Genomic DNA, 22,822 nt, shown 5'->3' with positions numbered 1-22,822 from the left:
GCCCTTCCGCAGGCGGTCCCGCCGCCGCGCCCGAACGAAAGGGGAGCGGCCCGATGGAGCTCGCCTACCTGCCCAGCCCGTCACGAGGGGTGTGGCATCTGGGTCCCGTGCCGATCCGTGCCTACGCGCTGTGCATCCTGGCCGGGATCGCCGCCGCGCTGTGGCTGACCCGGCACCGCTGGCGCGACCGCGGCGGAAACCCGGAGGACGTCTTCGACATCGCCCTGTGGGCGGTGCCCTTCGGGATCGTCGGGGGCCGCCTCTACCACGTGGTCACCGACCCGGAGCTGTACTTCAAGGCCGGTGAGCAGCCGATTCGCGCCCTGTACATCTGGGACGGCGGCCTGGGGATCTGGGGCGCGGTCGCGCTCGGCGCGGTCGGCGCGTGGATCGGCTGCCGCCGGCGTGGCGTGCGCCTGCCTGCGTTCGCGGACGCCCTCGCCCCGGGGCTGGTGCTCGCGCAGGCGATCGGCCGCTGGGGCAACTGGTTCAACCAGGAGCTCTACGGCTGCCCCACCACGCTCCCCTGGGGCCTGCGGATCGACAAGGTCAACCCCGACGGCAGCACCGTCCACGGCGTCTTCCAGCCCACCTTCTTGTACGAGTCGCTGTGGGACCTCGCCGCGGTGTTCCTCCTGCTGTGGGCGGAGCGCCGCTTCCAGATGCACTCCGGGCGCCTCTTCGCGCTCTACGTCGCCGCCTACACCGTCGGCCGCGCCTGGGTGGAGGCGCTGCGCGACGACCACGCCAACCACATCCTGGGCCTGCGCCTGAACGACTGGACCTCGCTGCTGGTCTTCCTCGCCGCGCTCGCGTTCCTCGTCGCCACCCGCGGCCGTCCCGCACCCGGACACCGGCTCCACCTCCCGCCGCGCGGCGGCCCGGACACGCCGCGGGAGCCGGACACCTCGCCCGCCCAGCCCCACCGCCGGCACCAGGGGCGCGCGTGAGTTCGGCTGCCGCCGCTCCCCGAACCTCCCTCGACCACCGGCGCACCCCGCTCGCGGGAGCTCGGCGCCCTTGGGCGCTCGGCCTGGGTCGGCGCGGGCGGCCGCGCTGGTGGGCCGAACTGCTGCTGATCGCGCTCTGCTACGGCGCCTACTCCGTCACCCGCAACGCCGTCCCGGACCACCGCGCCGCCGCCCTGGCACGCGCCCAGCAGCTCCTTGACGCCGAACGCCGGCTGCACGTCAGCTTCGAGCTCGCGCTCAACCATGCCGCCGACCACGTCACCTGGCTGATCGTCGGCATGGACTACTACTACGCCACGCTGCACTTCGTGACCACCGTCGGCTGCCTGGTCTGGCTGTACGTGCGCCACCCCCATCACTACCGTGCGGCCCGCACCGCCCTGTACGCCGCCACCCTCGCGGCCCTGGCCGGCTTCTACGCCTACGCCCTGGCCCCGCCGCGCTTCCTTAGCGGCGACGGGTTCATCGACACCGTCGTGGTTCACCACACCTGGGGCTCGTGGGCATCCGGCCCGGTCACCGAGGTGTCCAACCAGTACGCGGCGATGCCGTCCATCCACATCGCCTGGGCCACCTGGTGCGCCGTCGTGCTGTTCCGCCTCGCCCGCACCCGGTTCGTGCGCCTGGCCGCACTGCTGTACCCGGTGGCCACCTGCGTCGTCATCCTGGCCACCGGAAACCACTTCGAGGCCGACGCGGTCGCCGGACTGCTCACCATCGGCGCGGGCTTCGCCCTCCAGCGAGCGCTGACCGGACGCCCGGCCCTGCCCCGCACCCGAAGGCCGGCACCCGCGACCTCGCAAGACAAGAGCCAAGTCGATTGGAGCGCCCGTTGACCGAGATCCTGTCCGCACTGCTGGTCGGCGGTGAGCTGCTCCTCCCGCTGGCGGCACTCGCCCTGGCCGGGTTCGCCCTCGCCCCCGGAACAGGCCGCACCCCGCGGCCCGGTGCGCGGCTGGTGCTCCTGACGACTGCCGGGTGCCTGGCCGCGGCCGTCGTGGGGCTGGCATGGCTGGGCAGACAACTGTGACGCCTGCGTCCAGGAGCGCGACCGCACTCGCTTCAGTGGTGACCGCGCCGCGCCTTCGCGATGCAGGGGCCTGCGCTCGGGAGGCCCCCAGACGCACGCGGGCAAAGCGCAGGCACAGGCGCAGCCTGGGTGCCATGCCGGTACCAGCGGCCGCACCGACCGGAAGGCCGCGCCGGACCGGGGGACAGCGTCCAGGCGACGGAGGGGGCAGGTGAGCCTTCCGCCTCTTCCCGCCCCGACCGTGGTGGACGACGCGGTGCTGCTGGTGCTCCCGCTGTCCGTGATGCTGCTGGTCGCGATCACCGGCTCGCCCGCCCTCCGCGCCCGTCTCGGACCCGGGATGGCCTTCGCCCTCGCGTGCCTGGCCGCCCCGCCCGCCCTCACCTACGTCGCGGTCATCGCCACCGGCCACGGATTCTGACGCGCACGCCCAGCGCACCCCACCGTCCCGCAGTCATCGTTGTCAGCGGTCCAGGTGGTGGGCGGTCGGCGGACGGTGCGGCCCGTCCCCGAACAGGCGCGCAGTGCTGGCCGCGCTCAGTGCGACCGCGGCGACGAGCACAGCGGCGGTGAGCACCTGCGCGGAGCGGGGACCGGGGACGAAAGGATCCGCCGCCGCACGACGCACCCGCCCCCAGGCCCGGCACGCGGAAACCGCCAGCGCGCCCGCGCAGCCCATGCATGCGACGCCGAGCACCGCCCGGGCCGTCGGATGCGGTAGCGCCGGGAAGGTGCCCAGCGCGGCGCCACCGGCCAGCAACGCCAGGCAGGTCCGGATCCAGGCGAGGAACGTGCGCTCCGCGGCCAGCACGTCACGCCGCTCGCCACCGGCGGGCAGCACGCCTCCCGCACCGCTGCTTTGCATGCGCCCGCTCGCAGCGGCCGTCGACATCGAAACCACAGGTATCTCCAGGCGCCGCACTCCCGCGGGGACACGAAGAATGGGAGCCGGCAGCACCCCAACGTAGCTCGCCAGCAGCTGCGATGACGCCGCGTGGACGAGGCGCGTGAGCCGAACGAGCGACCCCTGGCTGACCCAGGCGGGGCTGGCGGGCACGCCTGTCCGGGATCACTGCGCCGCGAAGCCGCCCAGGGGGTCCTGGCGGGGAGGCGGGAGCCTCTTGCTGTGATGGCTCCAGGCCTGTGCCTGCCGGAACTGGTGAACCGACAGGCCGGCCTCGCACCGCAGTTGCTGCTCGGTCAGCCCGGCCGGATGCCGGCGGCGGGCACGCTCGATCTGGCCCGCCCACAGTTCGGCCTCGACGAACGGCCTCCGCTCGTAGGAGGCGCGCCGTTCGGTCAGGTGCTGGTCGCAGCAGGCCAGAACGATTCGCTGACCGTCCAAGTGGTCGCTCTGGTCATGGACGGCGGACGAGTCCGCGACCACGGCGAAGCTCACGTAGTCGCCGTCGAGAAGAAGCCCGCACAGATCGCAGATGTCCTCCGGCTCCTCGCTGTCGTCGTTGTCGTCCGCCGTGCCCAATGTCATACCGCTGCCCTCCGTTTGGGGGTGCCCGCGTGAGAGTCGACCGACCACGACGGAGGCCGCACTGTACGACGGGATCTTCCCCCAACGGAACCGGAAGGAACCGGCCGGGACGGCGACCCTGAGCCCGTCTCCCGGCCGGCCCGCCCTGTGGGCGTCACTCGCCGACGGTGGTCCGCGGGCGACGTGCTCGCGCCAGTGCGGCGGGCAGGGCCACGCGCTGGGCGCGGTCGAGGTCCCCGACGCGGGTGGCCTCGCCGGCGTGGAGGTGGCCAAGGATCTCATGAGCAGTGATCGGGCCCATCCCCGGAACGGCCCGCAGCAGGGCACCGAGGGTCATGCCCGCCGCGACGGTATCGCCGCCGTCCCAGGCGTCCAGGCAGATGTGCGCCAGCCGCGCCGTTCCCTCCTGCGACACCGCGGCCAGCAGCAACTCCCGGGCCCGGTGCAGCCCGGGACTGACCTCCGGCTCCGGAACGGGACTGGCCGACACCACACGCGATGCACGACGGAGCATGAACCCCACCTCTCGGTCCGGGCAGCAGCAGCCCACCGGCCACAATGGCTTGCTATAAACAACACTACCTCGAAGCAAGCCTTGATACATGCAATACTTGGGCCATGGCGAACACAGTGACGCGAGCCCCGCGGGCGACCCCGGGCGCGGACGAGATCCAGGCCTTCCAGCGCGCGACCCGCGATCTGATCGGCGTGGCCCTGCACAGCCTGGAGGCCGCGGGCGGTGGCATCTCGCTGCCGCAGATGCGGATGCTGCTCGCGCTTGGCGACCTCGGGCGCTGCCCCTCCTCGGCCGTGGCCAAGGCGCTGGGCCTGGGCGCGTCGTCGGTGACCCGGCTGGCGGACCGCCTGGTCGGCTCCGGTCACGTGCTGCGCGGTTCGGACCCGCACCACCGCAGCGTGGTCACCCTGCAGCTCAGCCCGCTCGGCCAGACCCTGATCGACCAGGTACTGGCCTGGCGCGAACGGGAGCTGGCCCGGATCCTGTCGCGGATCGACCCCGCGCTGCGCGCTGCTACAGCGGACGGCCTGGACGCCCTCCACCACGTCGTGGGCGAGGACTACGCGGCCGACCTGCACGGCCCCGTCCCGCTGTAGACACCGCAAAGACCCCCGGCCGGTACGGCGCCACGACAGCTGCTGCACGTCGTGGGCCGGCTTGCCTGTGCCCTTCCGAAGAGAATCCGGAGCAACATGCGTACCGCGCACGCCTCCAGCCATGTCCATCTCGGTGACTTCACCGTCCGACCCCGCATGCTGGCCATCACAGCCCTGGCGCTCGTCGTCGGCGGCTTCGGTGCGCTGGCCGCGCTCGTGCTGCTGCGGCTGATCGGGCTGGTCACCAACCTCGTCTTCTACCAGCGCTTCGACACGGCGCTGATCGCGCCCGGTTCGGTGCACCACCCGTGGTGGCTCATCCTCGGGGCGCCCGTGGCGGGCGGCCTGGTCGTGGGGCTGATGGCCCGCTACGGCTCGGAGAAGATACGCGGGCACGGCATGCCGGAGGCGATCGAGGCGATCCTGACCGGCGGCAGCCGGGTCCAGCCGAAGGTCGCGGTGCTCAAGCCGGTGTCCGCCGCGATCAGCATCGGCACCGGCGGCCCGTTCGGCGCCGAGGGGCCGATCATCATGACCGGCGGCGCGATAGGCTCGATCCTGGCCCAGCTGCTGCACCTGACCGCCAACGAGCGCAAGACGCTGCTGGTCTCCGGCGCCGCCGCCGGCATGGCCGCCACCTTCAACTCCCCGCTCGCCGCGATCCTGCTCGCGGTCGAACTGCTCCTGTTCGAGTGGCGCCCGCGCAGCTTCGTTCCCGTCGTCGCCTCCGTGGCCGTCGCCACCGTGTGCCGCGGCTACCTCCTCGGCACCGCGCCCGTCTTCCCGGTGAACGCCTCCGGCCTGCACCTCACCCCGACGCTCGACGTGCTCGCCGCGGTCGTCGGGCTGACCGGCGGGGCGCTGGCCGTGGCCGCGACCTGGCTGGTCTACCGGGCCGAGGATGCGTTCGCCCGGTTGCCGTTCCACTGGATGTGGTGGCCCGCCCTCGGCGGCGCGATCATCGGCGTCGGCGGCCTGATCGAGCCCCGTGCCCTGGGTGTCGGCTACGACGTCATCGACCAGCTGCTCACCGGCCGCGCCACGCTCGGCCTGATCATCGGCATCCTCACCGTCAAGACGCTGATCTGGGCGCTCTCGCTCGGCTCCGGCACCTCCGGCGGCGTGCTCGCACCGGTCTTCATGATCGGCGGCGCGCTCGGCGCCTGGGAGGGCATGCTCTTCCCGCACGCGATCCCCGGATTCTGGGGCATCCTCGGCCTCGCCGCCGTGGTCGGCGGCGTCATGCGCTCCCCACTCACGGGCGTCGTCTTCACCCTCGAACTCACCCACGCCTGGGGCATGATGCTCCCGCTGGTGGTCTCCGCCACGGCGGCCTACGCGCTGTCCGCGCTGGTGCTCAAGCGCTCCGTACTGACCGAGAAGATCGCACGACGCGGCCTGCACCTCACCCGCGAGTACTCCACCGACCCGCTCGAGACCTTCTTCGCCCGCGAGGTCATGCACCCCCTCGCCCACGACGAGGCACTCACCGAACACGACGACATCACCGAGATCCTCCTCGGGCGCCTCACCGGCTCCGCCGACGCGCTGTTGCCCGTCGTCAACACCCTCGACGGCACCCTTGTCGGCGTCACCACCCGCCGCCGCCTTACCGGCATCGCCTCCCCGCACACCGTCCCCAGCACGGTGCGTGAGGCCACGCTGCCGTGCCGGTTGGCCGTCCAGCAGGACCAGACCCTGCGCCAGGTCGCCTACCTGTTCGCCGAGACCGGCCTGACCAGCGCCCCGGTGATCGACCCGACCACCCGGCGACCGACCGGCGTCATCACCCTGCAGCAACTGCTCCACGCCCGGCTCCACGACCTCACCGAGGAACACCACCGGGAACGCGTGCTGCCCCGCCAAGCCGACGGCGAACCCACCCCGGCCCTCGGTGTGACGGCCGGCTGAGACCGGTGCCCGGCGGCGCCCCCGAATCCGCCGCCGGGCACCACCCCACCCCAGCATCCGCTGTGCCGCCCCCACCAAGGGGTGGCGGCCCCCGTCTCCGAGGAGCACCACGTGAGGATCCCCACCACTGCGATCGCCGCCCAGCTCCGTACCGCCCTGCACCACGGCGACAGCAGCACGCTGGCCGCCCTCTTCCACCCGGACATGCACTTCCAGCCGCTCGAACCGGCCGGCCTCGTCGGCAGCGGCTCCGCGGCGGCCCTGGCGTGGTCCCAAGAGCGCCGCGACCGCGGCTTCCGCACGCTCGTCGAGGAGCTCTTCACCTACCCCGGGAACATCGTCCTCGGCCTGCGGATCAGCCACCCGGAGGGGAATCAGGACCACCCGGCGCTGCTCTACCGGCTCTTCCGGCTCAGGGACGCCCAGATCGTCCACATCCGCGACTTCACCGACCGCGCCACCGCCCTCGCCACGGCCGAGAACTCGCCCATCGGCTGAGCCGTCGGACCCGCCCGATCCTCCCCTCGGATGGAGGCCTCATTCCCGCCGCTCTCGGCTACGCGGGGCCGCCGGCCTGGCACCTCTCCAAGGTCGTCACGAGCTGGCAGGTAGAGCCGGTCGTGCTCACCGTCGCCGCGGTGTCAGTCGCCTGCTACCTGGGCGCACTCCGCGCCTGCGCCATGGGGGGCGAGAACTGGCCGGTCCAGCGCACTCTCGCGTTCCTCTGCGGCCTTGCGCTGTGGATCATCGTGTGCTGCTCCGGCATCAGCGTCTACGAGAGGTACCTGTTCACCGACCGCGCCGTCCAGGCCGTGCTGCTCCTGATGGTCGTCCCTCTGCTGCTCGCCCTCGGCGCACCCGTCAGCCTGCTCCTGCGCGCGGCGCCCCAGCGGCTGCGGAGCCCGCTTGAGTCGCTCCTGGCCGGCCGTGCCTCGCGGATGCTGATGTTTCCTGCTGGTCTCGACCGTGCTGCTGATCGTGCCGCCGCGGCTGTTCTATTTCACCTCCTGGTACACCCGTTCCCTCACCGACCCGGCCTGGAACACGGCCTTCCATCTCGCCTTCGTTGCCTTCGGATTGGCGTACTTCTGGCCCCGTCTGCAGATCGACCCGGTCCCCCGCCACTAGCACCCCCTCCTCGGGGTCGTGATCACCGTGGCCGAGGTCGTCTTCGACGCCGCCCTCGGCTGCGTCCTCGCCTTCGGCTCCCACCTGCTCGCCACGCACTACTGGGACGCACTGCACCGCCCCCGGGGGCTGGACGCCGGCCCAGGACCAGAAATGGGGCGGCGCCGTGCTCTGGGGCCTCGGCGACATCGCCGGAGTGCCGTTCATGGTTGCCCTGATCATCCACGTCCTAAATGAGGAGCGCGCACCCGCACCGTCGACGAGGAGCTCGACCGTCAAGAGCGCGCCACACGCGAGGACGTACCGGCCATCCCTGTCGACTCACTCCCGGCGGCAACGCCAGACGTCAGATGGCGCTGCCCGATTCGGCACGCCCATGGTGGGAGACCGACCCGCAGCTGGCACACCGCTACGGCAGCCGCGACCGCCGAGAGTGATGCCAGTCGGTCCGACCCACCCGGTGCCGCTCCTGACTTGCGGTGAGGGCAACCGGTTGTGCCGCCCACCGGCTTTTCGTTCACCGACCCACGACCGTGATCGCCAGTAGCTCAGCCGGCCAGTGCGCCCAGCGCCGCCTGCACCAGCGGTACCAGCTCGTCGGGGCCGCGTCGGCCAGCTCGCCTAGCGCGCCTGCTCCAGGCCCTGATGGCGGAACCGCTCCTCCAAGGGTTCGTCCAGCCGCACGAGCAACCGCTCACGCGCGGCCTCCCGAGCGGCCGCGTCGCCGTGGGGCAGCACTGCGGCCTGGAACATCGGCCCCGGACCGCGCCGCCCCACCCGGTCGAACAACGCGTACAGGCGCTGCGCATCGAGCAGGTCCGGCGGCGGAACCGGCCCCGTCTCGGCCTTCAGGGGCAGCACGTAGAGGCCGCGCTTCCCGCCGAAATGGCACGCGATGAATGGCCATCAGCCCGGCCCACAAGCCCGCGTTCCGCGCAATTCGGAGCCTCTGGAGTAACGAAACGCCTGCTGGCCTGCGGCTTCGCCTTGTCGGGCGCCGCAGGCCGTTTCTCTAGTGCTCGATGTTTCTGCAGGTCAGGAGGGGTTCCGCGAGCGGCCCTGGGGGCGCTTGGAGGTGCCCTCGGCCGAGCCGAACCCGGCGCCAGGATAGAGGCGCAGTACCGTGCTCTACTCGAGAGACGTCAACTTGCCCCATCTTGCCGGGGTTTGGCCATCTGATCTTCGCTGCATTGTCGGCGGATAGGCGCACATCGGCACCTCGCTGACCTGCGCGTTTCTCTATGCCTAGAGAAACGCCTCAGCAGTGCCAGCAGAGGTGTTTCCGCAGGTCACGTGCCACATATGAGCTCTAGGCGCAGCGAATTACGCGGAACGCGGGACAAGGATTCCGCGACGATCAAGGGCAACAGGCCGTACAGCGCCACCTCGGCGCCCGGGCTATCGCTGTTCGCGCTCCGTATTCTCGTCGCCCTTCGGCAGGATGCGCAGGGCCATGACGGTTCCGTCGTCGCGGAAGCTTGCGGGACCCCACCCGGGGGTACTGGTCGCTGTGGGCCAAGAGCCGCTGTGGTCGTAGGCATGGCGACGGTATTCCTCGACCTTGCCGTGCTCCAGCAACTCGTACAGGTCCTTTGCGATCCCGGAGAATGCTTCGACGCGCTGGCCTGCGAGGCGGAAGACCTGGTCGGTACCGACGAACTCGTCGTCGCCGAAAGTGTGGTGGGCGTCGCGAACGCTGGCCGCGCCGGCGAAGGTCCGCTCCTGGTAGTGCCTGCGGCCCTGCGGGCTGGTGAGGTAGCGCGCGATCTCGCGGCCGGCCCCGGCCCAGGCCAGCTGACTGGCCGCATCGGTGGATGCCAGAACCTGTCCGAACCAGGCGAGTTCCTTGACCGGGACGAAGAACGCGTCGTGGAAGTGTTCACGGGGATCGCCGTCCGTGCAGGGTACCTGGACTGTGTCCACGTATTTGAGGTTCCGCTTGAGCCGCCGGTCGATGTCGACGTCATCGGGGACGTCCAGGTGCTCGCTGCGCAGCCGGGCGCTGCCGGGGGCTTGGAGGGCGTGGACGGTGATGCCTCCCGGCGCTAGGAGTTCGGTGGCCATCATCAGGCAGGGGGTGGTGTTCCATGAGCCGAGGTGAAGGTGTTCGGCCCGTTCGCTGGCTTTGGCGAGTTGCCGGAACGAGGTGCGCTGGGCCTTGCCGGTCTTGCTGGTGGCGACTTGGTGGTTGCCGTTGACCGTGACCGCGTAGATGACGGACGGTTCCTCGGGCCGCCAGGCCTCGATGAAGTAGTCGGGTCGGGGCCTGTTTCCGAGAGTGGGCTGCCTGTCGCTGCGAGCGAAGCCGGCAAGGAGCACCGCCTCGGCATCGATGACGGCAACGATACGGTCGGGGTGACGGTGGCGGACGGTGCGCTCGGCGACGGCAAGGCCGAACGCGCGTCCCAGCTCGCGTGCCTGCATCCCGCGGTATGACCTCTCCGGGCTCTGCCCTTCCGATGTGACCGACAGCGGGCCCCGGTCCTCGGGGGCGGCCAGGGCGCGGCAGTACTTCAGGGACTGCCAGTGCTCGGCCAGCCCTCGGCCGAGTCCGTGACGGGCCAGAGTGGTCGCGCGCGCGAGGGTGCCCAGCGCCTGCCACGCGGTGATCTCAAGGTCCCTACCGTCCGGCTCCTGCAGCGGCTCAACCTGGGGCTTGCGGAAGACTTCCTCCTTGCTCTTGGCTCTCCGTGCACGTTCGCGGTCCATGCCTGCGGCGGCTCTGTCCGTGTCCTGCACCAGCTGGCCGGTGGAGTGGACGTGGATTCGGGCGGGACGTGCGAGCTCGGCCAAGACCCTGTCGGTCTCTGCGGACACCTGCGGCTCCTTCGCTTCCGGTGCATGGAGGACAGGCGTGGGTGACGTAGCTGGGTGACCGTAGAGCAGGCAAAGGGGGCGCACACAAGTGCGCACGAACTGTTCGACGGAGCAAGGGCAGCGCAGGAGCGGCCGGCCGACTCCGATCAGCTAGCTCGCCTCAGGCACGCAGCGGCAGCTCTCAAAACGTCACAGATCACTCGGGCACAGCGAGTATCGTCTGGCAGCACTGGCCCGAGAGTGACCTCCAGGGCGCACAGAGCAACAGACGGTGAGGTAACCGGTCTTGCGCATATCGCAGTTGAGCGTCAAGAACTTCCGCGGGATCAGGGAGTTGACGCTTCCGATGTCGTCCTTCGGCTGCATCATTGGGGAGAACAACGCCGGGAAGTCCACGGTGCTCCAGGCTCTGGACGTGTTCTTCAACGGCCCGCCACTCAAGCCGACCGACTACTACGACCATGGCGCAAGCCTGCAGGTCGAAGTCACCTTCAGCGAGATCAGCGAGGGCGATCTCGCCCGCCTTGCCGATGAGCACCGCCAGAGGATCACGCAGGTCGTCAGCGACGGTCGGCTCGTGCTCTCCCGCGTCTACGGCGACAGCGGCAAGAGTTCGCTGCGGTATTTGGCCAAGGTGCCGCAGGCCGAACGCTTCCGGCCGTATGCGGTCGATGCGCTCGTGGCTAAGAAGTCCAACCCCGAACTGCGCCAAGGCGCCGTCTTCACGCACCCCGAGCTCGACTCGGTGCTGCCTGCCAAGCCCACACAGAAGGCGATCCGGGAGGCGATCCAGGCCCTGGTCGATGGATTGCCCGAGTCGGAGTTCGTCATGGAGGCCGACAAGCTCCCCACGGGCGTCGACAGTTCCATCCAGGCTCTGTTGCCGGAGGTGATCTACATCCCGGCGGTCAAGGACCTCGGCGATGACCTCAAGACCAACGAGGCGTCTTCCTTCGGCAAGCTGCTGAGCATCCTGTTCAACCAGACCCGGGGGCAGCTCGGCGAGATGGAGGACCTCTTCCTCGGACTCCACGCCCAGCTGAACGTGCAACGGGAGGCGGACGGGACGGTGAGGGACGACCGCCTGCCCGAGGTTAGAGCGATCGAGGACCTGCTGGAAAGCCACCTTAGGTCAGGGTTCCCTCGCGCTTCGGTCAGCATCGAAATCCCCCCGCCCGAGCTGAAGAGCGTCCTGTCCAATGCACGGATCGCCATCGACGACGGGATCCGTAGCGACTTCAAGAGCAAGGGCGACGGTCTTCGCCGCTCGGTGACCTTCGCGATCCTGCGTACCTACGCCGACCTTCGCGCCCGCGAACGCGACCAGAATCCCGCTGCTGCCTCACGCCCCTACATGCTCTTGTTCGAGGAGCCAGAGCTGTTCCTGCACCCACAGGCACAGCGCCAGCTGTTCGAGTCACTGAAGGTCTTCGCCCAGGAGAACTACGTGCTCGTCAGCACCCACTCCAGCAGCTTCTTCAGCCCCCAGGCCACCGGGACCTTCATCAAGCTCACCAAGGACTACTCGGCGATGCCACCGAAGGCCATTGCCTACCCAGTCGACCTGTCGGACCTCACGCTGAACCACCAGTTCCAGCTGATCCGCCAGGAGAACAACGACGCCGCGTTCTTCAGCAACGACGTCCTTCTGGTGGAAGGCGACAGCGACCACATCCTGATCCCTCATATCGCCAAGGCCCTGAACGAAAAATGGGACTTTCAGGAGCAGTCGATCGCCATCGCGAGGGTCGGCGGCAAGGGCTCCGTGGCCCGATACCGGGAGTTCTTCGAGCGGTTCGGTGTGCGCGTCTCGGTCCTGGTCGATCTGGACGCGATCACTGAAGGCTTCGACAAGCTGGGCGCGTCGGACGAAACCACCGCGCTTCGGCAGACGCTGATGAAGGCCTTGGTCGACCTCGTTTCTTGCTCGACCGAACTGCCCCGGTCTCAGCTGAAGTCGATGCAGGGGTCGGGCGAGATCCGCAGCCAGTGGAACGCCGTCAGGGAAGCCCGAGACAAGTTCGCCGCGGGCACAGGCACCCACGACGAGGTGATCACGGCGATGGAAGCCTTCTTCGAGCGCCACGAGGGGCGCAACCAGCGCCGGGCCCAGCTCGCCGCCGCCACCGATGTCGAACTGCGTGAACTGAAGACCCAGTTGCTGGAGCAACTACGAACCGAACGCATCTACGTCCTGGAACGTGGAGCGATCGAAAGCTACTACCCGGCCGGGACGCAGAACGACAAGCCGGCGCAAGCTCAGCATTTCTGCGATCAGTACCCCGACGGCGACGCCATCCGAGCCTTGCTCAACGAGGGGACTCCGACAGAGAGCTGCGAGTTCGACCTGATCTTTGCCAGTCTCTTCTCCACCTGATCAACATGTTGCGGCAATCTGCAGTGAGATCCTGATCGCACCGCCACGCGGCTCACCACAGAGTGAGCGGTAGACCGTCGAGTTCGGCGGCGCGGACTCGGTCGTCAATGAGGCCGGTCGATTCGCCACGGGCCATGCCGATCCGAACGGCTCGGGCGATCGCACGGGTCCGCCCCGCCGGGCCGCGCACGTCCGCCAGTGGCCCGGCGGGGTCGCGGTGGCGGTATGCCCATTCGGATCGGTTCTCGGCTGCTGTGCCGAGCCGTAGATGGTGGGGGCTGACGCAACCGTGAGAGTCGCAGCGGTGGCACACGACGGGATCCTCCGCCCCCGACCAGCCCAGTCGCGGGATGACACCGTGGACCAGCTGATAGGCGAACAGGTGCGCCGGGACGGTTCCACGCCGGGAGGCGCCGGGGAGGCTCGCCGCTCTGAAGCTCCCGTGGCCGGTGTCGCTAACCGCGCCTAGCCAGGGCCAGCACTGCTCATCGCGCCGGATGTACCGCTTGGCCTCGAAGCGTGCCACCACGGCGGGAGTTGCGAACCAGGAGTGCCAGAGCTCCGCGGGCAGTCGCACGGGAACCGGATGTCCCAGCAACGAAAGCTGGACCGCGGCAACCACCTCGGGCTTGATATCGCCGGGGCCGAGCAAGGACAACTGCTCCGCCCTCGCGCCGGCCCGGGACGGCACTGCGAGGTCGGTTGGCGGCGCGGGCCTCTTCGACATGGCTTGCTCCGAGTAGATGCGGACCGGTGATCGCGGAGGGGCCGCGGTCCGCAGGTGGGCGGACCGCGGCTACGTGAGTTCACGCCTCGGCAGTGAGCGAGTGCAGGACTTGGGTGAGTCGGGTGGTGATCTGCACGTGGAGCCGGTCGAACTCGGCTTCCTCGTCTGGTCCGTTCGGTACGAGGCACGGCGAGCTGGCGAGCCGCTCGATGGCCAAGATGTGGCTGACGATGTCCCGGTACAGGCCGACCGCGGTCCTCGCCGTGCCCACGTTCGGAGCCGTGACGGGCGCTGCACCGAGCTCTCCGCTCGACGCCCTGTCATCCGTCGGCGCGGAGTTCGCCGCCGCCGGACCGGCTTGCGCGGCTCCGGTGTTGTCCGCGATCAGCGGTCCCGGCTGCGCAGCGGGCCGCACCGCCGTTATCTCCGCGTGATGTCCTGCAAAATTTTGCGGGCCCGGGTCGTCAGTGGCCACGGCCAGCCGCTCGCGAGACGCAAGAGAGCGTGGGCGCTCGACTCGCGTGTCGGCCAGTGAGGTCTGAGCTGTGATCAGCTGCCGTGCTGCCTGGGTGAACGCGATGTGCTCGGCCTGCTGGCCGGCGCGCTTGAGGACCGCCCTGGCGATCTGGCCGGTGATCTGTGCCGTGAGCCGCACGCCGTCTGTCTGGGCGCGGGTTCGGAGCTGCTGGTAGAGCTCGGTGGCGGCGTCGAGGCCGAAGCGGGCGGCGACGGGGAGCAGGGCGCGGATGTGGGAGGCGGTGACGGGCTTGCCGTAGGCCTGGTTGAGGTGTTCGGCCAGGGGCCATTCCTCTATCATCTGGTAGGCGGCGCGTTCGCTGATGTCCCAGCGCTCGGTGATGTAGTCCTCGAAGCGGGCGTGGGTGTGGCGGTAGAGCTTCCCGTCGCGGATGGACTGCAGGGCCTTTCCCGCGAGCCAGGTCGCGGTCGCGAGGTTCTCCACCGCGCGCTCGCACACGCCGAGGTCGTGGAGCTCGACCTCGCTCAGCGGGCCACTCCCCCGCCCGTCGGCGGGGGTGGGGATCAGCTCGCTGGTGATCACCAGGTCCGCCGGCCTGGCCGTGGGCGCCATGGGGAACGTCGCGTCGGAACGGATGGCCGCCGTGTCGGTGGTGCGGGCGCGCAGGGGTGCGCTGCGGTCGGTGGGGGTCACGTCTGGTCTCCGATCGTGGGCAGCAGGCCGAGGTGGGTCATCTCGGTGACGAGTTCGTCGTAGGCGGAGCCGCGGGCGGTGACGGGGCGCAGCATGGACTGGGCGTAGAGCTGGGCGTTGGGGATGGTGGTGGTGAACACGTTCCAGCCGCGGTCGCGTAGGTAGTTGCGGTGGTCGTTGGTGGCCTTGGCCCCGGCGGCGGTGCGGTTGAGCAGCACCCATGTCGCGGGCGGCTTCCCGTCGGGTCGCAGGACGGCGACGTCGTCGATGAGTTGGTCCATCGGCAGCCGCTCGATGCGGTCGATGTCGGCGATGGTGGGCGCTGTGTTGAGGATGGCGAGGTCGGCGATGCGCAGGACGGACTGGACGATGGTGCGGTGGTCCTCGGCGTGGCCGCAGTCCACGACGCCGATCTGGCCGGGGCGCAGGGCGTGTGGGGCGTTCTTGTAGAACAGCGGGGAGGCCTGCTGCAGCACCGGGAAGGGGAATCCGCCGGCGCAGGCGTCCCATTCGGCGAGTTGGCGGCTGTAGTCGGCCTCGAACGCCGCCACCTGGTGGCCGCGTTCGTGCAGCGCGTGGCTGTGCCAGCCGACGGAGGTGGTCTTGCCGCCGGTGCGCGGGCTGATGTGAGCAATGATCACGAGTCGATTCCTTGGTTGGGTGCGAGGAGTTGTCGGCGGGCGGCGCTGAGTGGCCGCATCGGTCTCCCGTTCACGGTGGTGCGCTGGCGGGGCCGGTGATGGTTCGGCCACGTGGGCGCAGGGTGGTACCTGCGAGGTGCAGCAGCCGGTAGACGGTCGAGGGCGAGCACTCGTGCACGGCGGCGAGCGCGGGCACGCTGACCCCGGCCTCGTACCAGCGGCGCAGCTCGTCTATCTGCCGCTGGCGCTCCGCGTCCTGCCCGGCGCGGGTGAGCCGGCGGGTCTCGGCGCTGGAGCGCAGAACAGTGCCTGCCTCACGGAGCAGTCGGCGCACCGTCCGCGCCGACAGGCCGTGCCGGTCAGCGAGACCTGCGACCGTGGCTCCGCGCTGGTAGTCGCTGCGCATCTGGTTGGCCAGGCGGGCGCGGTCGGGACCCTGGCGAAGTGCGCGGGTCTGCTGCGCAGTGCGCATGGGGGTGTCGACCAGCCTCAGCCGGTTCAAGATGGTCGCGCGGGACAGGCCGGTGGCGGTGGCGAGCTCGCGCACTGTCTCCCCGTGGCGGTAGCGGGCGGCCAGGTCCAGGGCCTGGCGCTGGCGGGCCGGGCTCCAGCCGGTGGGGCGGGCGGGCGTGGTGGTCATGCTGCGGTCTCCCATTCGTGCAGGGCGGTGGTGTGGGCGGCGACGAGTTCGTCGTAGCTGCGGTCGTCGCCGGGGCTGAGGAGGATGAGGCGCCCGTCGGTGGCGACCTGCCAGCCCGACACGGCCCGTCCGGTGACCGGGTCCAGGACCGTTCCATCCGGGCCGTGCCAGCCGGCGGGGATCTCGTCGGCGCGCGGGCCGGGCACCAACACGGTTCGGCCGTCGACCACGGCCGTCAGGGCGGGGCTGCGCCGCTCATCCATGGCGGCCAAGGCGGCGCGGTAGGCGGCGCGTTCCGCCGCGTGCATAGCGCGCCGGACCGCGGCAACGCCGGCGGTGCCGTAAGCCGTCGCGAGCGCGCCCCAACCGCTGACCGCGTGCTCGTGTTCGGCAGCCGGCGCGGGCGTGGGCGCGGTAACAGCCTCCGGAAGGCTGTCACCGACGCCCTGCAGTGCCTGGACGGTGAGCGACCAGCCCGCGCCGGACCGCTGGACGAGACCGTGACCTTCCAGGCGGGCGACGGTGCGGTAGGCGGTCGCCCGCGACAGCGACGCGGAGACCGTGAGCTCGGCGGGGGTCTGGCCGGGGCGAGCGTGCAGAGCGCCGATGACCATCAACGCGGAAGAACCCAGCGCGTGGTGGGCGAACGCGTCGTGCCCCATCAGCAAGCCGATGACCCGGGAATCGACGTCGGCCCCGGTGTCCGTCTCAGGGGTGGTCCACTCCCCAAGCTCCCCGTCGGGGGGGCACTGACTGGGCTGATCACGAGACACAGCGGCAGGTTGAAGGGCGGCGGGGCCGTCGGCGAGGTACCAGGTCGATCCCTCGGTGCCGGAGCCAACCCGCAGCCGGCGCAGCCAACCGCCCGGCTTCAGCACCAGCTCGTAGGCCTGCCGCAGGGTCTGCCGGGAGATCCCAGCCTCCTCCGCCGCCTGCCGCTCACTCGCGAAGTGCAAACGGCCACCGGCGGCCTGGGCGAAGTTCAGGTGCGCCCGCAGCACCCGCAACGCGGTCCGGCCACGCTCACCGCGCCACGACGTCGTCTCGATGCACTCCCGCAACCGCGCCAGATCCTCATGCGCCTCGCCGCGGGACGCGACATCCGTGGTGGACTCGACCAGGGCCAGCGCGCTGGCCCAGACACGTTCGACATACCCCTGGGCGCGGGCGTGTCCGGACCGCAGCGCGATCACCTGCGCGTGGCGGCCGCCCTCGTGCTCCGGATGCAACAGCAGCCAGGTCAGCTGCTCGACCGTCCCGCCGGCGCGGGCCACGTGGCACGCGATGGCCGCCGTGATCCGGTGACCGTGCTCGGACTCCGCCTGCCGCCGCTCCCGCGGCCGGACCACACCGTCGCCGCCGAACCGGGAATAGGCACCGGTCGCGTACCGGCCACCGAGATCACCCAGCAGGATCAGATCGGCCGCCGCCGGCGGGAGGCTGCCCAGCCCGAGACCGCCGGGTGCGGCCACCTGCAGGCGATGAGACTGGGTCGAAGGCGCTTCCTCGGACCGCTGCCGAGGGAAGACAGGAGATGGCATCCTGGTCGTGTCTCGCAAGGACAAGGACACCACCCAGGCCCGTCAAAACCGCGGGTGGTGCCCGGAACCGACCTCCAATCGGTGCCAGCGAAGCCTCCAGGACTCCACTCCTGGGGGCATTCGTGCGTCCGGCACCGCTCGGAGGCAGGCGAGCGCTCACAGCATCAGCCCGGGGCCAAGCGGGGGCCAGCGGGGCCAATCAGGGGCCAAGCAGCATGACTGCCTGTGACGCCCTCTGACTGCCTCTGACTGCCCTTCCCGCAGGTCACAACCGGTTCGCTACCCCATCGGTGCAGGTCGGAAAGGTGGGGCGGAAGAACCCGGCGTACATGGCCGACTCGTCCGCCGCTATACAACGCCGCAGGTCAGGCGAATGCCTGAGCAGTCAGGAAAAGCCCGGGTCGAATCGGGGTCGAAAGGCGCACGCCTCGCGCTCCCACAGACAGTCGGCAGCGGCCCGGGCGATCGCCTGATCTGCGGGGTCCAAGCGGACGGAGCAGAGGGAAGAAGCCCTAGTCAGGTGGTGCGACGACGGCACCTGGACGACCGCGATCACAACAAGACAACCGTGAAACGCGAGTGCCGGACGGAAGAGACAATACTGTCGGCACAACGACTCAGTCGACCAAGCGCGTCCGAGTGACTTGCGGCGTCCATCCTCGTGTGTCCGTGTCCGCAGCCCTTGCCGCGCTGCGCCAGGGTCTGTGGTGCCGGTCGAAGACCGTAAGGTCGACATGGAGCCGTGGCGCCGGAAGGCGCCCGCGGCCGCGGCGAACAGAGCCGCGGACCCCGGCGTCGCCCACGCACTGGCGCGGCGCCGACGGCGGCAAACCAGGACAGGTCCCACGTGGAACCGAGTGGAGTGGGAGCGACGCACTTCGCCAGCGGCTGCCTCATCGGTGTCCCGCTGCTGACGGAGCTGGACCTCCGGCGAGCACCCGAGGGGCCGCCCCCTCCAGGCCAGGCCGATTGGCTGCCGGTCAGCTCAACTCGAATCCGTGGTAGTACGACATCGCCACTGCTTCACCGATCTGCCGGTAGGTGCCGACACCGCCGACGAAGGGCATGAAGACCCGTTGCTTGCCCGGGATGTTCGCGCCCATGTACCACGATGCTGCCCGCGGCATGAGCGTGAGGGCCGCGAGGTCGTTGGTCGTGTTCACCCAGTTGTCCTCCGCCTCGAGCGTCGGCTCCATCCGACTCAGGCCATGCTCGCGCAGATGTTCCAGGGCGCAACTGATCCAGTCGACGTGGTACTCGATGGAGGTCATCATGTTGGACAGCACAGACGGGCTCTGCGGGCCGGTGACCGTGAACAGGTTCGGGAACCCGGCGGACATCAGGCCCAGGTAGGTGCGCGGGCCGTGGGCCCATTTCTCCCTCAGCGTCCGGCTGCCGTGGCGGATGTCGATGGCGCCCAGGGCACCGGTCATCGCGTCGAATCCCGTCGCCAGAACGATCACGTCGAACTCGTGCTCGGTGTCGCCCGCGAGGATCCCCCGACCGGTGATGCGCCGGATCGGTTCCTCCGAGAGGTCCACCAGCGACACGTTGTCCTGGTTGTACACCTCGAAGTAACCGGTGTCGACGCACATCCGCTTGCTGGCGATCGGGTACGCGCGCGGCGACAGCTTCTCAGCCAGCACCGGATCCTTGACCTTCTCGCGGATCCGGCTGCGCACGTACTCGGCGGCAGCCTCGTTGGCGGCCAGGTCGGTGAGGATCTCCTGGAAGGCGTCGGTGAAGCACAGGCCGCCATCGGCCCAACGCCTGTCGAACTCGCGCCGGACGTCCTCGGCATCGGCTTCCGCCAGGAGCCGCGTGCTGTCAGGGCACTGGAAGCCGCTGGACGACATCCGGCTCGACGCCCGGATCTCGCGGTAGCGGGTTCTGGCCTCGGCCAGTCGCTCGTCGTTCGGCCCGTTGTGAGCCGGCACGGCGAAGCTCGCCGTGCGCTGGAAGACGGTGAGTTCACCGACGACCGGCGCGATCGCGGTGATGGTCTGCAGGCCGGACGATCCGGTGCCGATGACGGCTACTCGCTTGCCCGCCAGGTCGACACCGCCATGGGGCCAACTCGAGGTCCAATACAGCTCTCCTGCGAAGTCCTCGAGCCCTTCGAAGACCGGCCGCGACGGTACTGAGAGACACCCGGTTGCCGCGATCACGAACTGCGCGGCCCGGGTCTCGCCGTCGCCGGTCATCACCGTCCACCGGGTCGCGTCGTCGTCCCAGTCCAGCCTCTCGACGCGGGTGTCGAAGGTGATGTCCTGACGCAGGCTGTACCGCTCTGCGACGTGCTGGGCGTATGCGAGAAGTTCTGGCTGCGCGGAGTACCGCTCGCTCCAGTCCCACTCCTGCTCGAGGCGGGGGTCGAACGAGTAGGAGTACTCGATCGACTCGACGTCGCAGCGTGCCCCGGGGTAGCGGTTCCAGTACCAAGTGCCGCCGACGTCGCCGCCGGCCTCGAGGACATGGGCGTCGAACCCGAGCTGCCGGAGCCGGTGCAACTGGTAGAGGCCGGAGAATCCGGCGCCGATAACGATCACGTCGTGGTCGCGCATGGGTCAGGTTCCTTGTCGAAGGCGGCGACGAAGCTGTTGATGTGGCCGGCGACGAGCTGCATGCCGTCGTCGTATCCGGGCAGGAGCTTCGCCATCTGGAAGTAGGCGTGCATCTGCCCTTCGGCCACCGCGAACGTGACCGTCACGCCGGCGGCCTCCAGAGCCTTGGCGTAGGCGACGCCTTCATCGTGCAGGGGGTCGTACTCGGCCACGTAGACCAGCGCCGGGGGCAGCCCGGCGTGGCTCTCCGCGCGCAGCGGAGACGCGTCCGGGTGCTTGCGGACCTTCTCGTGGCCGAGGTAGTGGTCCCAGAACCAGATCATGGCGTCCCGGTCCAGCAGCAGCTGGTTCTCAGGCGCGAGGTAGGACGCCGTGTTCACGTCGCAGTCGGTCACCGGATAGACCAGGACCTGATAGTCGATCTTCGGTCCCGCCTTGTCGCGCGCCCACAGCGTCATCACCGCACTGATGTTGCCGCCGGCGCTGTCGCCGGCGACGATCAACGGGACGCCCTCGGAGGCCAGCTCCGCGGTATGCTCGGCAGCCCAGTTCAGGGCGACATAACTGTCCTCGATGGCGATCGGGAATGGATGCTCTGGGGCCTTTCGGTAGTTGACCATCACCACGGTCGACCCGGTCAGGTTGGCCAGCCGTCGGCCCACGTGGTCGTACTGCAGGTCGATGTCGCCGACGACCCAGCCGCCACCGTGGAAGTACACGAGGACCGCCTTCGGCTCGCCCTCGGGCTTGAGCACCCGCACCCGGAACTTCCCTCCCTTGCCGTCGAGTTCAAGGCTCCGGACCGATCCGACCGCGGGGCCCGGCCCGCTCAGGCCTGCGAGGATCAGATCGCTCATCCGGGCGATCGCGGGTGTCCAGTGGTCGACCGCCGGGCCCCCGGCCTCGGCCAACTGGGCCAGAAAATCTCGGGATGCTGGTTCCAGAGGCATGGTCATGTCTCCTGTCTCATGTGTCCGGTGGTCAGGTCGTCGTGGGTCGGCCGAAACGTTCGAGCAGGCGCTCGACCTGGCGGAGGACCGTCCAGTAGTGCGTCGGCGTCAGGCGGCTGACGGCGTCGAAGGCACGGGCGTCGGGGCCCACGAGGATCCGGGCCTTGCCTGCGTCCACGCCCCGGTGGATGATCGCCGCGGCCTTCTCCGCGGTCGTGGGGGCGGCGGCCTAGAATCCGGCAGCCAGTTCGTCGTGCGAGCGGCCCTCGGGGTCGCGGGTTCGCCCGTTGCGCACGATCTCGGTCTTCGCGAAACCCGGATGGACGGTGACGGCCCGGACCCCTGTGCCGGCGAGCTCGTGCCGCAGCGAGTCGGTGAATCCCCGGACGGCGAACTTCGAAGCGCAGTAAGCGGTGTGGTACGGAACACCGGCCAGCCCGTAGATGCTGGAGGTGTTCACGACGGCGCCGGACCCCTGGCGGAGCAGCAGCGGCAGGTAGGCCCGCACCCCGTTCACGACACCGTCGATGTTGATGCCGAGCAGCCACTCGTCGTCCGCGACGTCCTCGGCCGCGAAGGGCGCCGCCACGAAGACGCCCGCGTTGTTGAACACGGCCCCGATGGGCCGCGGCGCCCAGCCGGCCACTTCCGCCGCGAATTCGAACTGCCTCTCCCGGTCGCGGACGTCGAGTTGCTGAGCCAGGCACGGTCCGTCGATTGAGGCCGCTGTGTCCCGCAGGCCGTCCTCGTCTTGGTCGACGAGGGCGACCGGTGAACCGTGCGCGGCGAGCCGCTGTGCGAGGGCGCGCCCCATGCCCGAGGCGGCACCTGTGATCACCACTGTCTGTCCGGCGAGCGGTCGGGGCCGGCATCGCTTGACCATGAAAGCCATCACTCCGTTCCGAATGCCGAATGCGATGTGCCCCCCGTTCCCGGCCTGGTACTCATGAGTACCAGACTCGAGTGGGGTATGGTAACCATGGGTACCAAAGCTCCGTCAATCCTTGGGAACGAACCGCAGCAACGTGATCGAGAAAACGTCGACCCCACAGTCCGCCGCGTCTCCGGCCGCCCCCATGCGTCGGCGGCTGCTCGACGGCCTGGCCCAGTCGATCCGCGAAAAGGGCCTGCAGCAGACCCAGGTCTCCGACATCGTGCGCAACGCGCGGACGTCGAAGCGGTCGTTCTACGAGTGCTTCGCGAGCAAGGAGGCATGCCTGGCCGATCTCGCGGACGACTGGGCGGAGACCTTGCGCCGAGCGGTGGCCACAGAGGTGGACCGGACGGCTCCCTGGGACGAGCAGATCGACGCTGCGGTGGACGCCTTCCTCGCGGCGGTCGCGCGTGATCCGGCGCTGTCGATGACGATTCCGCGCGAGCTGGTGCTGCTTGGCGGGCAGTACTCCGAAGTGTGGGAGAAGGACACCGAGTTCTACTGCGCGTTCTACATGGAACTCTCGCGGGGCCCGATGATGGCGAGTGCGGGCGTTGAGCCGCTGTCGTGGGAGCGGGCCGTCATCCTGGTCGGGGGCCTGACTGAGCTGATCAATCGGGTCCTGCGCGCGGGCGGCTCGCTGGAGGGCGCCGGCGACGCGATGAAAGAGTCGATGAAGCGGCTGATCGGCCCGCGCTGAGCGGTCCCCCGCAGCCTCCCTTGCCAGGGGTTCTCCCCCACCTGGGTGTGTTCCTGGTCACTGTGGCCTGGTCGTCCTGGCTCAGCCGTACTGTCACCGGACTTCGGCTGGTTCCCCC

At 69.9% G+C, this 22,822-nt stretch carries 23 protein-coding genes and 1 pseudogene; 11 read left to right on the top strand and 13 right to left on the bottom strand.

All coding sequences use genetic code 11. From position 1 onward, the window contains the following. The first annotated feature begins 53 nt into the window (after positions 1–53). The 4 genes from lgt (at position 54) to DN069_RS27675 (ending at position 2,422) form a co-directional block, all read left to right on the top strand. Positions 54–950, top strand: coding sequence for a prolipoprotein diacylglyceryl transferase (lgt, locus tag DN069_RS27690; protein WP_111505456.1), 897 nt, complete (start codon positions 54–56; stop codon positions 948–950). Continuing rightward, entirely contained in the window at positions 947–1,807 is an 861-nt protein-coding gene (locus tag DN069_RS27685) for a phosphatase PAP2 family protein (protein ID WP_111505454.1), read from the top strand. Before lgt ends, DN069_RS27685 begins: the two co-directional genes overlap by 4 nt. Next, positions 1,804–2,001 (top strand): hypothetical protein, encoded by a 198-nt coding sequence (locus DN069_RS27680; RefSeq protein WP_111505452.1) that lies wholly within the window; start codon positions 1,804–1,806, stop codon positions 1,999–2,001. The genes DN069_RS27685 and DN069_RS27680 overlap by 4 nt, the downstream gene beginning before the upstream one ends. Positions 2,002–2,212: 211 nt before the next feature. Further along, entirely contained in the window at positions 2,213–2,422 is a 210-nt protein-coding gene (locus DN069_RS27675) for a hypothetical protein (protein WP_133260056.1), read from the top strand. Positions 2,423–2,464: 42 nt separating this feature from the next. On the opposite strand, the gene DN069_RS41010 is transcribed toward DN069_RS27675, so the two are convergent. The 3 genes from DN069_RS41010 to DN069_RS27660 all read right to left on the bottom strand — a co-directional run bounded on the left by DN069_RS41010 (position 2,465) and on the right by DN069_RS27660 (position 4,004). Beyond that, positions 2,465–2,866, bottom strand: coding sequence for a DUF202 domain-containing protein (locus tag DN069_RS41010; protein ID WP_243639804.1), 402 nt, complete (start codon positions 2,864–2,866; stop codon positions 2,465–2,467). A 204-nt stretch (positions 2,867–3,070) separates the two neighbouring features. Continuing rightward, entirely contained in the window at positions 3,071–3,490 is a 420-nt protein-coding gene (locus DN069_RS27665; protein WP_111505446.1) for a hypothetical protein, read from the bottom strand. Positions 3,491–3,644: 154 nt separating this feature from the next. Continuing rightward, positions 3,645–4,004 (bottom strand): hypothetical protein, encoded by a 360-nt coding sequence (locus tag DN069_RS27660; RefSeq protein WP_133260055.1) that lies wholly within the window; start codon positions 4,002–4,004, stop codon positions 3,645–3,647. A 104-nt stretch (positions 4,005–4,108) separates the two neighbouring features. Here DN069_RS27660 and DN069_RS27655 point away from each other — a divergent pair, with 104 nt between their 5' ends. The 5 genes and pseudogenes from DN069_RS27655 (at position 4,109) to DN069_RS40335 (ending at position 7,642) form a co-directional block, all read left to right on the top strand. Next, positions 4,109–4,603 carry a MarR family winged helix-turn-helix transcriptional regulator gene (locus tag DN069_RS27655; protein WP_111505442.1) on the top strand — a complete coding sequence of 165 codons (495 nt, stop codon included), beginning with the start codon at positions 4,109–4,111 and terminating at the stop codon, positions 4,601–4,603. Positions 4,604–4,699: 96 nt separating this feature from the next. Next, positions 4,700–6,514 carry a chloride channel protein gene (locus DN069_RS27650; protein WP_207892284.1) on the top strand — a complete coding sequence of 605 codons (1,815 nt, stop codon included), beginning with the start codon at positions 4,700–4,702 and terminating at the stop codon, positions 6,512–6,514. Between the two features lie 111 nt (positions 6,515–6,625). After that, the gene (locus DN069_RS27645; RefSeq protein WP_111505440.1) at positions 6,626–7,012 is read left to right on the top strand and encodes a nuclear transport factor 2-like protein; all 387 of its coding nucleotides are present in this window, start codon (positions 6,626–6,628) and stop codon (positions 7,010–7,012) included. Positions 7,013–7,134: 122 nt separating this feature from the next. Then, positions 7,135–7,458 (top strand): annotated as a pseudogene (locus tag DN069_RS42930) (cytochrome c oxidase assembly protein); the annotation flags it as partial. A 22-nt stretch (positions 7,459–7,480) separates the two neighbouring features. Continuing rightward, positions 7,481–7,642 carry a cytochrome c oxidase assembly protein gene (locus tag DN069_RS40335; RefSeq protein WP_165845658.1) on the top strand — a complete coding sequence of 54 codons (162 nt, stop codon included), beginning with the start codon at positions 7,481–7,483 and terminating at the stop codon, positions 7,640–7,642. 621 nt (positions 7,643–8,263) lie between these two features. Here DN069_RS40335 and DN069_RS27625 read toward each other — a convergent pair. Both DN069_RS27625 and DN069_RS27620 read right to left on the bottom strand, forming a co-directional pair. Next, positions 8,264–8,503 (bottom strand): hypothetical protein, encoded by a 240-nt coding sequence (locus DN069_RS27625; protein WP_111505434.1) that lies wholly within the window; start codon positions 8,501–8,503, stop codon positions 8,264–8,266. 537 nt (positions 8,504–9,040) lie between these two features. After that, positions 9,041–10,459, bottom strand: a complete 1,419-nt coding sequence (locus tag DN069_RS27620) for a hypothetical protein (RefSeq protein ID WP_111505432.1) — start codon at positions 10,457–10,459, stop codon at positions 9,041–9,043. A 301-nt stretch (positions 10,460–10,760) separates the two neighbouring features. Here DN069_RS27620 and DN069_RS27615 point away from each other — a divergent pair, with 301 nt between their 5' ends. Then, complete coding sequence (locus tag DN069_RS27615) at positions 10,761–12,836, top strand: ATP-dependent nuclease (RefSeq protein ID WP_165845657.1); 2,076 nt, start codon at positions 10,761–10,763, stop codon at positions 12,834–12,836. An 806-nt stretch (positions 12,837–13,642) separates the two neighbouring features. Here DN069_RS27615 and DN069_RS27605 read toward each other — a convergent pair. The 8 genes from DN069_RS27605 to DN069_RS27575 all read right to left on the bottom strand — a co-directional run bounded on the left by DN069_RS27605 (position 13,643) and on the right by DN069_RS27575 (position 21,953). Next, positions 13,643–14,734, bottom strand: a complete 1,092-nt coding sequence (locus tag DN069_RS27605; RefSeq protein WP_111505426.1) for a hypothetical protein — start codon at positions 14,732–14,734, stop codon at positions 13,643–13,645. Next, positions 14,731–15,375, bottom strand: a complete 645-nt coding sequence (locus DN069_RS27600; RefSeq protein ID WP_111505424.1) for a plasmid partition protein — start codon at positions 15,373–15,375, stop codon at positions 14,731–14,733. The genes DN069_RS27605 and DN069_RS27600 overlap by 4 nt, the downstream gene beginning before the upstream one ends. Positions 15,376–15,445: 70 nt before the next feature. Then, a complete protein-coding gene (locus DN069_RS27595; protein ID WP_243639802.1) occupies positions 15,446–16,015 on the bottom strand; it encodes a helix-turn-helix domain-containing protein in 570 nt (189 codons plus the stop codon). Next, a complete protein-coding gene (locus DN069_RS27590) occupies positions 16,012–17,487 on the bottom strand; it encodes a helix-turn-helix domain-containing protein (protein ID WP_243639800.1) in 1,476 nt (491 codons plus the stop codon). Before DN069_RS27590 ends, DN069_RS27595 begins: the two co-directional genes overlap by 4 nt. 1,049 nt (positions 17,488–18,536) lie before the next feature. Next, the gene (locus tag DN069_RS27585) at positions 18,537–20,120 is read right to left on the bottom strand and encodes a flavin-containing monooxygenase (protein ID WP_111505422.1); all 1,584 of its coding nucleotides are present in this window, start codon (positions 20,118–20,120) and stop codon (positions 18,537–18,539) included. Next, positions 20,102–21,076, bottom strand: coding sequence for an alpha/beta hydrolase (locus DN069_RS27580; protein ID WP_207892283.1), 975 nt, complete (start codon positions 21,074–21,076; stop codon positions 20,102–20,104). Before DN069_RS27580 ends, DN069_RS27585 begins: the two co-directional genes overlap by 19 nt. A 25-nt stretch (positions 21,077–21,101) precedes the next feature. Next, entirely contained in the window at positions 21,102–21,248 is a 147-nt protein-coding gene (locus tag DN069_RS41005; RefSeq protein WP_207892282.1) for a hypothetical protein, read from the bottom strand. Between the two features lie 51 nt (positions 21,249–21,299). Further along, positions 21,300–21,953, bottom strand: coding sequence for an SDR family oxidoreductase (locus tag DN069_RS27575; RefSeq protein WP_279387935.1), 654 nt, complete (start codon positions 21,951–21,953; stop codon positions 21,300–21,302). Between the two features lie 121 nt (positions 21,954–22,074). Here DN069_RS27575 and DN069_RS27570 point away from each other — a divergent pair, with 121 nt between their 5' ends. Beyond that, positions 22,075–22,704, top strand: a complete 630-nt coding sequence (locus DN069_RS27570) for a TetR/AcrR family transcriptional regulator (protein WP_133260053.1) — start codon at positions 22,075–22,077, stop codon at positions 22,702–22,704. Positions 22,705–22,822 lie beyond the last annotated feature (118 nt).

This window comes from Streptacidiphilus pinicola (genome assembly GCF_003258295.1).
GTDB classification, from domain to species: Bacteria; Actinomycetota; Actinomycetes; order Streptomycetales; family Streptomycetaceae; genus Streptacidiphilus; species Streptacidiphilus pinicola.
This window is presented reverse-complemented; position numbering and strand designations above follow the sequence as displayed.

Bases quoted from the DNA above. Each gene is read 5' to 3' on its own strand.
- DN069_RS27585 (WP_111505422.1), bottom strand. From the start codon at position 20,120: ATGCGCGACCACGACGTGATCGTTATCGGCGCCGGATTCTCCGGCCTC.
- DN069_RS27580 (WP_207892283.1), bottom strand. From the start codon at position 21,076: ATGACCATGCCTCTGGAACCAGCATCCCGAGATTTTCTGGCCCAGTTG.
- DN069_RS27655 (WP_111505442.1), top strand. From the start codon at position 4,109: ATGGCGAACACAGTGACGCGAGCCCCGCGGGCGACCCCGGGCGCGGAC.
- DN069_RS27595 (WP_243639802.1), bottom strand. From the start codon at position 16,015: ATGACCACCACGCCCGCCCGCCCCACCGGCTGGAGCCCGGCCCGCCAG.
- DN069_RS27650 (WP_207892284.1), top strand. From the start codon at position 4,700: ATGCGTACCGCGCACGCCTCCAGCCATGTCCATCTCGGTGACTTCACC.
- DN069_RS27575 (WP_279387935.1), bottom strand. From the start codon at position 21,953: ATGGTCAAGCGATGCCGGCCCCGACCGCTCGCCGGACAGACAGTGGTG.
- DN069_RS41010 (WP_243639804.1), bottom strand. From the start codon at position 2,866: ATGCAAAGCAGCGGTGCGGGAGGCGTGCTGCCCGCCGGTGGCGAGCGG.
- DN069_RS27665 (WP_111505446.1), bottom strand. From the start codon at position 3,490: ATGACATTGGGCACGGCGGACGACAACGACGACAGCGAGGAGCCGGAG.
- lgt (WP_111505456.1), top strand. From the start codon at position 54: ATGGAGCTCGCCTACCTGCCCAGCCCGTCACGAGGGGTGTGGCATCTG.
- DN069_RS27660 (WP_133260055.1), bottom strand. From the start codon at position 4,004: ATGCTCCGTCGTGCATCGCGTGTGGTGTCGGCCAGTCCCGTTCCGGAG.